Annotated in this window: 11 protein-coding genes; 8 read left to right on the forward strand and 3 right to left on the reverse strand. The window is 34.4% G+C overall.

The genetic code is table 11. The features are described from left to right. Position 1: 1 nt before the first annotated feature. The 5 genes from tamL (at position 2) to HM986_RS02755 (ending at position 7,415) form a co-directional block, all read left to right on the forward strand. Positions 2-2,287 (forward strand): translocation and assembly module lipoprotein TamL, encoded by a 2,286-nt coding sequence (gene tamL / locus HM986_RS02735; RefSeq protein WP_218841380.1) that lies wholly within the window; start codon positions 2-4, stop codon positions 2,285-2,287. Between the two features lie 162 nt (positions 2,288-2,449). Then, positions 2,450-2,923 carry a nucleoside deaminase gene (locus tag HM986_RS02740; protein ID WP_179333545.1) on the forward strand — a complete coding sequence of 158 codons (474 nt, stop codon included), beginning with the start codon at positions 2,450-2,452 and terminating at the stop codon, positions 2,921-2,923. Between the two features lie 162 nt (positions 2,924-3,085). Continuing rightward, the gene (locus HM986_RS02745; RefSeq protein ID WP_179333546.1) at positions 3,086-4,495 is read left to right on the forward strand and encodes an FAD binding domain-containing protein; all 1,410 of its coding nucleotides are present in this window, start codon (positions 3,086-3,088) and stop codon (positions 4,493-4,495) included. Beyond that, positions 4,488-6,812 (forward strand): xanthine dehydrogenase molybdopterin binding subunit, encoded by a 2,325-nt coding sequence (locus tag HM986_RS02750; RefSeq protein ID WP_218841381.1) that lies wholly within the window; start codon positions 4,488-4,490, stop codon positions 6,810-6,812. Before HM986_RS02745 ends, HM986_RS02750 begins: the two co-directional genes overlap by 8 nt. 228 nt (positions 6,813-7,040) lie before the next feature. Further along, positions 7,041-7,415 carry a hypothetical protein gene (locus tag HM986_RS02755; RefSeq protein ID WP_218841382.1) on the forward strand — a complete coding sequence of 125 codons (375 nt, stop codon included), beginning with the start codon at positions 7,041-7,043 and terminating at the stop codon, positions 7,413-7,415. 201 nt (positions 7,416-7,616) lie between these two features. On the opposite strand, the gene HM986_RS02760 is transcribed toward HM986_RS02755, so the two are convergent. Genes HM986_RS02760 through xdhC form a run of 3 tightly spaced genes read right to left on the reverse strand, consistent with a single transcriptional unit; the run spans position 7,617 to position 9,919 of the window. Then, positions 7,617-8,102, reverse strand: coding sequence for a nucleoside-triphosphatase (locus HM986_RS02760; RefSeq protein ID WP_179333547.1), 486 nt, complete (start codon positions 8,100-8,102; stop codon positions 7,617-7,619). Then, positions 8,099-9,106 (reverse strand): hypothetical protein, encoded by a 1,008-nt coding sequence (locus HM986_RS02765; protein WP_179333548.1) that lies wholly within the window; start codon positions 9,104-9,106, stop codon positions 8,099-8,101. The genes HM986_RS02760 and HM986_RS02765 overlap by 4 nt, the downstream gene beginning before the upstream one ends. A 30-nt stretch (positions 9,107-9,136) precedes the next feature. Further along, complete coding sequence (gene xdhC / locus HM986_RS02770; protein ID WP_179333549.1) at positions 9,137-9,919, reverse strand: xanthine dehydrogenase accessory protein XdhC; 783 nt, start codon at positions 9,917-9,919, stop codon at positions 9,137-9,139. A 176-nt stretch (positions 9,920-10,095) separates the two neighbouring features. Here xdhC and HM986_RS02775 point away from each other — a divergent pair, with 176 nt between their 5' ends. From HM986_RS02775 to HM986_RS02785, 3 genes are all read left to right on the forward strand, one after another. Continuing rightward, positions 10,096-10,431, forward strand: coding sequence for an arsenosugar biosynthesis-associated peroxidase-like protein (locus HM986_RS02775; protein ID WP_020895861.1), 336 nt, complete (start codon positions 10,096-10,098; stop codon positions 10,429-10,431). A 56-nt stretch (positions 10,432-10,487) separates the two neighbouring features. Then, entirely contained in the window at positions 10,488-11,543 is a 1,056-nt protein-coding gene (gene arsS, locus HM986_RS02780) for an arsenosugar biosynthesis radical SAM (seleno)protein ArsS (RefSeq protein ID WP_179333550.1), read from the forward strand. 70 nt (positions 11,544-11,613) lie between these two features. Continuing rightward, entirely contained in the window at positions 11,614-12,294 is a 681-nt protein-coding gene (locus tag HM986_RS02785; RefSeq protein WP_179333551.1) for a TIGR04282 family arsenosugar biosynthesis glycosyltransferase, read from the forward strand. Positions 12,295-12,335: the final 41 nt, after the last annotated feature.

A 12,335-nucleotide genomic window follows, 5' to 3' on the forward strand; every position in this document is an offset into this window, starting at 1 on the left:
CTTGAAAAGAACTTTAAAACATAGTATTGCTTTTATAGTCTTCGGAACGATTTTGTGCTCATGCAGTATAACAAAACACATTCCTGAAGGAGAACGTTTATATACAGGTGCAAAAATTGAAATTGAATCCGACTCTATTATAAAAAACGAAAAGGAACTAAAAACTGAATTAGAAACCATTTTGAGACCTGAACCCAATTCTAAGTTTTTAGGAATGTATTTGGGTTTATATTATTATTACAAAAACCAAAAAGAGAATCCAGGATTCCTCAATAAATGGCTTTTCAAACAACTTGGAGAAAAACCCGTTTATCAATCTAACGTAGAACCTTTTGAAGTTGAAGCTGTCTTAAGAAATCGATTAGAAAACAAAGGTTTTTTCTATAGTTCTGCAACATCTTCTTTTGAAGAGAAGGAGATTGAAGCCTCTATCAATTACAAACTAAATGTCACGGAACCTTATAAAATGGAACGTTTTGAGATTGATTCTATGCCTTCACCACTTTATGAAGTCGTAAGACAAGAAGCCGATGCATCCCCTTTTCAAAAGAATATGCGTTTCGATTTATCTAATATGAAATTAGAGCGTCAACGAATAGATACGCAGCTAAAGCAAAAAGGCTATTATAATCTTAATCCAGATTTTTTCATTTTTGAAGCCGATACGACCCAATATGATAAAAAGCGATTTGATTTATTCTTAAAATTGAAATCCGAAGTCCCTAAAAAGGCAACTATTCCTTACCAAATTTCCACAATAAATATCTTTTCAAATTACGACTTACAAGATTCGACTTATGTAGAGCCCGAGCGATTCAACAATAAGAATTACATACAAGACACACTATTTATTGAACTGAAATATCTTGATGAATTTATCACACTAAATGAAGGCGATCTGTATAGCCCTGACGAATCTAAAAACACTGCCAGAAGACTTTCAAAAATAGGAGCCTACAAATATGTGAACATTCAATATAAAGAAATCGATTCATTAGAAACAGATAGTTTAGGTTTGTTAGAAGCCAATATTTTCCTATCACCATTAACCAAACGTGCGGTTCGTGCAGAATTACAAGGCGTTACAAAATCTAATAATTATACAGGGCCACATTTAGCATTAACTTATAGTAATCGTAATGTTTTTAATGGCGGAGAAACCTTAAACATTAGCACTAATGTCGGTTATGAATCGCAGTTTGCCAGTGGTGATGACGCAGGAAATACGAGTTTAGAATTAGGCTTAACTACCGAACTTATTTTTCCACGTGTTTTATTTCCGGTAAAAATTAATACGGATTTCTTTAAATATTCTATACCCAAAACCAAAACAAGCATTGGCCTTAACTATTTAAGCCGAAGCGAATTGTATACTTTACTCTCTGCAAATGGTCAATTTGGGTATTCTTGGAATGCTAATAAATATATCACTTATGCTTTCAACCCTATATCGGTGAGTTACACAAGACTTTCAAATACAACTGCTGAATTTGATGCTATTTTAGATGAAAATTTATTTCTACAGCAAAGTTTCGATCAGCAATTTATATCAGGAATGACATTTTCATTCACCTATAACGAAATGGTAGATGCTAACGATCCTAACCAATTTTATCTCAACACCACTTTAGATGTTGCCGGTAATTCCATTAGCTTATTAGGACAAGAAACGACCACTGGTGAACCCAAAGAATTTTTAGGTTTGGAGTATGCACAATATGCAAAAGCTGATCTCGATTTAAGATTTCATCTTAATTTTGGAGAAGATAGAGCGCAAACTTTAGCAACACGTTTATTTGCTGGTTTTGGCTTACCTTATGGAAATTCGGATGTAATTCCGTATGTTAAACAATATTTCTCCGGAGGACCTTATAGTGTTAGAGCTTTTAAAACACGATCTCTAGGACCCGGCACTTACGACGACGATAGCGATGAGGATAGCGATGTGACCTACTTTGATCAAACCGGAAATATTAGACTCGAAGCCAATGTAGAATATCGTTTTCCATTATTTTCATTTTTTAAAGGTGCAGTATTCGCAGATGCAGGAAATGTATGGAACTCTAAAACGAATTCAGTGTTTGATGGAGAAGATAAATTCACCTCTAACTTTATCAATGAGTTAGGAATGGGAGCTGGCTTTGGATTGCATATAGATGTGCAAGGTTTTGTAATTCGCTTCGATTTGGCAGCACCATTTCACGATCCCTCTTTAGCAGAAGGTCAACGATGGGATTTTAAATATGATGAACCTGTACTTAATTTTGCTATTGGGTATTCGTTTTAAGTTGAATTGAGCGCAAAATAGCTCTCTAAAAACCTATATCTGCAACCAAAATTGCAGGCAAATAACTTCACTACGAAAAACTCACACGACAACAATTATCTCATTATTTCAAAATTCAATATCTTTAATCACACTAAACTAAAAAACAGACACAAATTATATATGGCAAATAAAGAACAATTCATGAAAGAAGCAGTTAATGCTGCTCTTAAAGGAATGAATAATAATGAAGGCGGACCATTTGGTTGCGTCGTTGTAAAAGACGGAAAAATTGTAGGACGCGGAAACAACAAAGTGACTTCTACTAACGATCCAACTGCACATGCAGAAGTTACCGCCATCAGAGATGCTTGCAAAAACTTAGATTCATTTCAATTAGATGGTTGCGAAATTTATACCTCTTGCGAACCTTGCCCAATGTGTCTGGGAGCTATTTATTGGGCACGACCAGACAAAGTTTATTATGGAAGCAACCAAGTAGATGCTGCTAATATTGGCTTTGATGACGAATTTATTTATAAAGAAATTCCATTACCCTATTCAGAACGAAGTATTCCTTTTGAACAATTAGCGCGAGAAGTGGCTTTAGAGCCGTTTCAAGAATGGACTAAGAAACTGGATAAAACAGAATATTAAGTAACCTATTACGTCAGTTGGAGTGTTTCGACTTTTGGGTCGAAATGTATCGAGAACTTTAAGTATTTCATAGCTTCTCGATACAAAATCCCGAAAAAGAAATTTCACTCGAAGTGACGCTATCATTTCATTTTTAATTCCTTTATAATTGAAATAACTAACATGATCACCTTCATCCTAAATAACAAAACCATTAAAACGTCAGAACATTCTGGTATGACGCTATTGGATTTTGTACGTTACCAACAACGCTTAACAGGAACCAAAATTGGATGTCGTGAAGGCGATTGTAGTGCTTGTACACTTTTGGTTGGCACACTAAAAGACGATGCGATGGAATATCAAAGTATCACCTCGTGTATTTCACCTTTAGGAAATGCGCACGGCAAACATATTGTAACGGTTGAAGGCACAAATCTAAAAGACAAATTAACAACTGCCCAAGAAGCCATGAAAGCAAATTACGCCACGCAATGCGGTTTTTGCACACCAGGCTTCGTGGTGGCTTTAACAGGTTATGCATTATCCAATTCTGAAAACAACTATGAGAATGCATTAAATGCTATTAGTGGAAATATTTGTAGATGCACGGGTTATAAAGCCATTGAAAAAGCGGCACATCAAGTGGTTGAAAAACTAGAGCATCAAGAAAAAAATTCTTTCAAATGGTTAATTGAAAATGGATTTATTCCAGAGTATTTTGAAAGTATTCCACAACGTTTAAAAAATATTGAAGCTAAAGACTTAAATCAACCCAAAGGAAAATATGTTTCAGGAGGCACCGATTTATATGTGCAGCAAGCTGACAATTTAATAGATAATGCCGTCCATCTTATTGCTGAAAAAGACTATTTAAAAGGAATTACAATTGAAAATGAGATTTGCACGATTGGTACAAATGCGACCGTTTCTGATTTATGGAATCACAAGGCACTGAACACTTATTTTCCAAACTTAAAGAAACATCTAAAACTAGTCTCTTCTGAGCAAATTAGAAATATGGCTTCCTTTGGTGGAAACCTGGTTAACGCTTCACCAATTGGAGATATGACGATTTTCTTTTTAGCATTAAATAGCGACATCTCAATTACTAACGAAAATCAAAAAGAACGAACCCTCGCTCTTAAAAATTTCTACCAAGGATACAAAACATTTGATTTAAAAGACGGCGAACTTCTGAAAGTCATCAGATTTAAATTGCCAACAAAACAATCATTTTTCAATTTTGAAAAAGTCTGTAAACGTACCCATTTAGATATTGCCAGTGTCAATTCAGCTATACATTTATCTGTTGAAAACGACATCATTTCAGAAGCTCACGTGTCTCTTGGTGGTGTTGCTGCTATTCCGAAATATCTGCACGACACCTCAGCTTTTTTGACAGGAAAACCATTGACTTCAAAAGCGATATTGGACGCTAATGAGATCCTTCAAAAGGAAATTGAACCAATAAGTGATGTTCGCGGTACAAGTGATTATAAACGTTTGCTTGCTAGACAATTATTTTTCGCGCATTTTACGGAATTGTTTCCAAAGCATTTCACTTTAAAAGACTTTATTCAACATGCATAAGAACAATGAAAATATAGTCTTAGACACAAAGTTAGATGCAGTTTCAAAATCTTTAAAACAGAGCATTAAAAACTTAGATTCTTACACACATGTTAGAGGTGAATCTCTATATGTTGATGATGTCAATGTCAGACAAGGCACCTTTCACGCAGTAGTTTTTGACTCACCAAAAGCGCACGGAAAAATAAAACATATCGATTATTCTAAAGCAGAAACTTTGGAAGGTGTTGAACGTATTTTCACTTATAAAGATATTCCTGGTAAGAATGAAATTGGCGGCATCATTGCAGACGAACCATTATTTGCAGAACATGAAGTGCACTTTTGGGGCATGCCAATCGCTTTGATTGTTGCCGAATCGGAATTTATTGCTCGAAAAGCTAGAGGTTTAATCGAAATAGAGATTGAAGAACTACATGTAATAACCACAGCAAAAGAAGCGAAAGCCAAAGGTAGTTTTATTAATGCACCACGTTCTTTTAGTTTAGGCGATACTAAAAAAGCATTCGCGGATTGTGAGTACGTTTTTGAAGGTGAGACTTTTTCTAACGGACAAGAACATTTATATATTGAAGCACAAGGAGCTTATGCTGAACCTTTAGAAAATGGCAATATAAAAATCACATCATCTACTCAAGGACCAACAGCTGTTCAAGCAATTACCGCAAGAGTTTTGGGAATTGCCATGCATAAAATTGAAATCGACGTTACGCGACTTGGTGGTGGATTTGGTGGAAAAGAAGACCAGGCAACACCTTGGGCTGTTATGGCTGCATTGGCGACGTATCATTTAAATCAATCGGTAAAGTTAATACTGAATCGTCATGATGATTTACGCATGACAGGTAAACGTCATCCCTATGAAAGTTCGTATAAAATTGGTTTATCAAAAGACTTAAAAATTCTATCCTATGAAGCTGAATTTCTTCAAAATTCTGGAGCTGCAGCTGATTTATCACCTGCCATTGCAGAGCGAACCTTATTTCATGCTACCAACAGTTATTACGTTCCTAACGTGAACACAAAAGTTCTGAGTTGTAAAACCAATTTACCACCAAACACAGCTTTTAGAGGTTTTGGTGGACCACAAGGTATGTTTGTCATTGAGTCTGCGATTGCAAAAGCTGCTTCTGAAATTGGAGTTTCTGCTCGACAAATTCAAGAAGCGAATTTGTTAGATGAAAACGACTCGTTTTCTTATGGACAAATTGCGAAACAAGTTGAAGCTAAAAATTCATGGAACTCAGCAAAATCCCTATTTAATAGTGAAGCATTAGAGCGCGACGTAGAAGTGTTTAACGAAAACAGTTCAAACTATAAAAAAGGTATCGCGTTTATGCCTATATGTTTTGGAATTTCATTTACAAATACCCCCATGAATCATGCACGTGCTTTGGTTCATATTTACTTAGACGGCAGCGTCGGAATTAGTACAGCTGCTGTTGAAATGGGACAAGGTGTGAACACTAAAATGATGCAAATTGCAGCACAAGTATTTTCAATTCCTATTGAAAAAATTAAGATTGAAACGACCAATACCACGCGTGTTGCCAATACGTCGCCGTCTGCTGCAAGTTCTACAGCCGATTTAAATGGAAAAGCCACATTAATGGCTTGTAATTCGCTATTAGAACGTATTACAAAAGTAGCTTCAGAAGAATTAAATATTTCAGAGAAAGACCTTACACTAAAAGATGAATTCGTTTATATCAATGATAAAAAAACAGATTTATCATGGACAGCACTTATTAGTAAAACGATGTTAAAACGTGTAGCTTTAACTGAAAATGCACATTACGCCACACCAAAAATTCACTTTGATAAAACCAAAGAAAAAGGACATCCTTTTGCCTATCATGTATACGGAACAGCGATTACTACGGTTACTGTTGACTGTATGCGTGGCACTTACGAATTCGATTCTATAAAAATCGTCCATGATTACGGAAAAAGTATGAGTGAAGGCATTGACTTAGGTCAGGTTGAAGGTGCGTTAATACAAGGTATTGGCTGGATGACTATGGAAGAAATTGCTTATAACGACGATGGTAGATTACTATCGAATGCTTTATCGACTTACAAGGTTCCAGATCTGTTTTCTGTTCCTAGGATTGTTGAAACTGTACCATTAGAAACTAAAGGACATGATTTGGCTATTTTGAAATCTAAAGCCGTTGGAGAGCCGCCTTTAATGTATGGTATTGGTGCTTATTTTGCACTTCAAAATGCGATAAAAGCGTTTAACCCGAACTATGATTTAAAATTTCATGCACCGATGACGCCTGAGAAGGTTTTGATGGGGTTGTATAAAAAGTAAAATAATAATCGTAAATATCCTGCAAGGTCTTTTTTTGCATCTTGTAGGTATAATTACTCATTAAAAACGATACCTACAAGGTTTTTAAAACCTTGCAGGATAAAAACCTAGATTATAGCACTTCATTTCAAAAAACAAAACATCCTTAAAGGCGCACTTATCTACAGTGCTGGTGATACTATTGCTGCACTTTTACTCAATGAATTCTCAATATATCGTATATTAGGAATGATGTTTATTGGTGCAACGTTTTACGCTTTTGAAATCCCAAATTATTTTGATTGGATTGTGAAAACAACTAAGTTTAGAAAAGGAGCTAAAGCCACTTTAAGTAAAACTATTTTAGCAATAGCCTATTTTAATCCGTTGTGGATTGCCAGACATTTGTTGTTTATTAAATTATTTTCTGGTCAGTTTGATGACATTGGTATTAATCTTTTAGAGATTGCTTTTTGGTCGTTTTTGGTGAATATTCCTATTTCCTTTATGGCAAATTACATAATTCAAAATCGATTCCAGCTGAAATGGAGGTTTCTTGGATCGGCCGTATTTTCTGCTTTAATGGCGATTTATTACGCTTTGAGTGAGACTATTTTTTCTTAACCAATTCCTGCAAACGCAGGAATCTCGTTAATGAGAAGAAAATTACTATCGTACATATCCTGTAAGGTTTTTAGAACCTGACAGGTATAAAAGCAAATTAACAGCAGCAAAGTTTTTTAAAATCATATCAGGATAACACCCGCCGAACAGATTATATGATCTGATTTACCAGACCTGCTAGGTTTGAAAAACCTTACAGTACTAATTCAGTGTTTCTATATTTACTTTTGTGAGAATCCTATATTCTTCTATCGAATAATGCGTCAAAAGAGCCTCCAATAAATAATCTCTAACAACAAGAATTAGATGCTTGTTTTCATTAGTTTCATAATTTGAAATCAATTTTCTCGCAGAAGGATGTAAACCTTCATTCTTCAATTCCAACTTCCCTAATTCATCAACAATAAGATATCGAGATTCATTTTCAGAAGCAACAGATTGCAAATAACTATTCGCTTTTTCAAAAGCCGATTTTAAAAACTTAAAGTTTCCTATTTCGATGATGGCTTCAGTTTCACGTTCTGTTTCAAGTTCAAATTCATTCTTAGATTTTACTTCCAGAAAATAGCGCTTTCCTCTTGCATTATCCGGACACAGTAATCCATCAATATCGTCACGGTTTTTACACCACTCTAATAAAGCTGATGTTTTACCAGATCGAATTTCACCTGTGAGAATATATATCATTCTGAAGGCACTTTAAAATGAATACAATTAGAAATGCTATTCGCCATAAAATATTGGAATCGTGTATAGCCTTTTAAGTGCTTTGTTTCTTTCCATGTGAATGCAATAATTTGTCGGAAATATGGAAATAAGTCTAGAGCGTTGGTGATGTCTTCTTGATATTTCGATTCTTTTTTTCGAAGATATTTCTGAACCACTTTCAACAAAAAAGGACCAATCACTACATACCAAAGCATTAAAATTAAGAAGCTTCGCAATACGATATAAATGGCTTTTTGCCACCCAAAAAGAGGACCTCTAAATATTGAAAAACTTAAAACTATAATCGCAATCGTAACCAACCACACCCAAATGATCTTAGTTTTAAAAGCTACTTTTTTGGTTTTCTTATCGAGTTTGTCCGTTTCAAGATGAAGATAAAAATCAGTTTCTTTTTTATTCGAAATAATCTTAATCATGTTTTTAATAAAAATTCCTACTAAAATTCCACAAATACCATAAACTAAAAGATAAGTGGTGACTAAAACCGATGTAGTAGAGGTTTCTAAAACAAAATCTAATTTTTTCTGAACCCAAGCACCATAAATATCAATGGCTTCCCAGAGATTTGTTCCGTAAACAATGGTAAGTATAATTAACTTTTGAAGGGCCGATTCTAAAAAGGTCACCATTCCTAAAACCATTACCGTCGCACCTTTCCATGAGAAATTAGAAAACAAAATCGCACCCAAAACCGCTTGAAAACTCACAGCAACATAAGCGCCGAACGGTGAATATGGGCTCACTGCCATTTTAATTATCAAGACAATCACCAGTGCTTTTAAGATGGCTTGCCATTTATTTTCGGCATAATAAGCAATTAAACTAATCAGTAAAATAGACACACCACCAACAATTAATCCGGTGAATGGTGAATTAAACACATGCAGAAAACCACCTAAACCGGACTCATTTAAAGCCCAAAGTGCTGTTAGTTTTTCTATGATGGATTTGTTGTTTTTCATGCATACTTCCCGTGAAAACGGAAATCTCTTTTAATTTTCAACTGTGTCTTTATAATGCACTTGAAGCAATTGTGCAACCACACTAATTGCTATTTCCTTTGGTGCATCTCCTCCAATGTCTAAACCTATTGGACAAACGACATTACGCATACCTTCATGAATATGCATCTCGTTAATAAGCATATTATTAAATCTGACTTTTTTTGTTTTACTTCCTATTAATCCTAAAAATTTAGTTTCATTTTGCAATGCCATGCTAATGATATCAAAATCAATAGCATGATTGTGTGTCAACACTAAAACATAACAATTAGGTCCCCATGTTACAGCATCCTTAAAGGTTTTAAAATCGGTTTCATTGGTTTGATGCGTCGTAACATTTTCGTCTAATTCTAAGTTAGAAAACCAATCTTCCCTCGAATCAATAAGGCGCACTTTAAAAGGTGTATCGACTAAAAGTTTACTGATTTCAATACCAATATGGCCTGCTCCGAACAAAAATAATTCTGGTGATTGATTCATAGGTTCTATGATAAATTCCACTTTTCCACCACAACATTGTTCAAATTCTGGACCTAATGTATATGTAGACTCAATGATTCTGTTTTCTTTAATGGAGAGTATAGCCTCTTCTATGGCTTTAAACTCAAGTTTCCCACCTCCAATAGTGCCATGGATATCTTTGTTTTGAGTGACGAGCATACGCGACCCAACAACACAAGGTGCTGACCCTAAACACTTAATAACTGTTATAAGGGCTACAGGTATTTGCTTTTGTTTAAATTCAGAAAGTAATTCAATCCAGTTTTGCATTTCTAATAAAAAAAGAGAATTTAAAAGTAAGGTTTTTTTGATATAAATGATATTCTCTTCTAAAATCAGAATCAAACCTTTTAATAGTAGTCAAACTTTTAAAATTTTCTGTAATCTTTAAGATTTAACTTCGACTTAATCGTTATATTGATTTTTCTAAACCAAAAAATAATTTTATGTCGAAACCATATTACGATGCTGCGGATTTACGCAAATTTGGAAAAATCACCGAATGGAGTGAAGAATTAGGAACTAAATTCTTTGACTATTACGGTAAAGTATTTGAAGAAGGCGCACTAACAGCGCGCGAAAAATCATTAATTGCCTTAGCTGTAGCACATACAGAACAATGCCCATATTGTATAGATGCCTATACAAAAGACACATTACAACGTGGCATTACTAAAGAGCAAATGATGGAAGCCATACATGTTGGCGCAGCAATAAAAAGTGGTGCCACTTTAGTACATGGTGTACAAATGATGAACAAAGTAAACAAATTAGACGGTTAAGATAAAAACCTTACCCGTATTAATTTCGTAAGAATTACAAATAAGAGCAACAATTAATGGCAACAAAGTCCCTAAAAAAACTCGGAAACGATTTAGCACAAAGCAATAAACAAATAGAGATACTCTCTAATGGTATTTTTAAAACTGGTGAATTACCAACCTTTAAAGATAAAATTTCAGAAACGAGTCAATTTCCTATAAAAGCAAAAAAATTAGAAATTTTACAAATCAATGTTGGTTACATGTGCAACCAAGTTTGCGACCATTGCCACGTAGATGCAGGTCCGGATCGAAAAGAAATAATGACCAGAGACACCATGAGACAATGTCTTGAGGTCATAAAAAACTCAGGTGCACACACGCTAGATTTAACTGGTGGAGCACCAGAAATGAATCCTGATTTTAGATGGTTTGTAGAAGAAGCAGCGAAAGTTGGTATTACAGATTTTATTGTGCGTTCTAATTTAACCATTATTAGAGCCAACAAAAAATATTATGACTTGCCAGATTTTTTTAAAAAACACAATGTACATGTGGTAAGCTCGATGCCACACTGGACACGTGGAAAAACAGACAAACAACGTGGTGATGGTGTTTTTGATAAATCTATAAAAGCCTTACAAGAATTGAACGCTGTTGGCTACGGAATGCCAGGAAGTGACTTAAAATTAGATTTAGTTTACAATCCGTCTGGAGCCTTTTTACCAGGTGATCAAGTGGCTATGGAAAAAGATTTTAAAAAGGCATTGATGGACGATTTCGGAATTGAATTTCATAATCTATTTGCCATTACTAATTTACCAATTGCTAGATTCTTAGATTACTTAATCGCTTCAGAAAATTATGAAGATTATATGTATTCTTTGGTCGAAGCTTATAATCCTTCTGCTGTAGAAAACGTAATGTGTACTAATACACTGTCTATTAGTTGGGATGGGTATTTATTTGATTGTGATTTTAATCAGATGCTAGAATTACCCGTAAATAGTAAGTCTAGGCATATTTCAGAATTTAACGAAGAATTATTAGAAGGACGGAACATCGTTATTTCTCAACATTGTTACGGTTGTACTGCTGGTGCAGGTAGTAGCTGTCAAGGTGTTGTAGCATAAACAAATTCCTGCCAAATCAGGAATCCTAGATTTAAACCAATTAATATTTCTGCTTTCGCAGGAATAAAATATGAATAACAAAACCGCCATATTAATCTTTGCAAATTCTGCAGAAAAACAATTGACGTCAAAATCAGTTGCTTCTTCTGACTTCTTTAATTTGCTTGATTCCGATACTGTAAAAACAGTAAAAAAAACAGGTTTACCTTATTTTCATATTTCTGAGAAAGCACAAAAAGGACATTCTTTTGGAGAACGTTTTACCAACGCTATTGAAACCGTTTTTAATGAAGGGTTTCAAAATGTGATTACACTTGGTAATGACATTCCCAACCTTACCGCTAATCTCATAGTAAAAGCCAAAGATAAATTAGAGAATTCAGATTATGTTTTAGGACCTTCAACCGACGGAGGATTCTATTTAATGGGTTTCAAAAAAGCACATTTCAGTAAAACTGACATCCAAAATTTACCTTGGCAGACGTCTAAATTAAGCCGTTGTTTACATCAAGAATTACAACAACAAAACGAGAACGTTTCTTATTTAGAAACACTAACAGATATTGATACTACTTCAGATATAGAATTGGTCTTAAAAAGCTTTAAATCTTTAGATTTCAATATTAAAAAACTGCTTTTAAAAATTTTAAAAAAAGTAAAAACAATTGCAATAGTCGCTTCTGTTTTTCATGGTAGAACCGTTTTCAACAAACACTACAATAAAGGCTCACCTGCCTTACTTCATATTTAAAATTGGGTTTTAACACCATTAATACCTAAAGATTTTTTCAG

Source organism: Winogradskyella costae (genome assembly GCF_013403865.1).
Classification (GTDB): Bacteria; Bacteroidota; Bacteroidia; order Flavobacteriales; family Flavobacteriaceae; genus Winogradskyella; species Winogradskyella costae.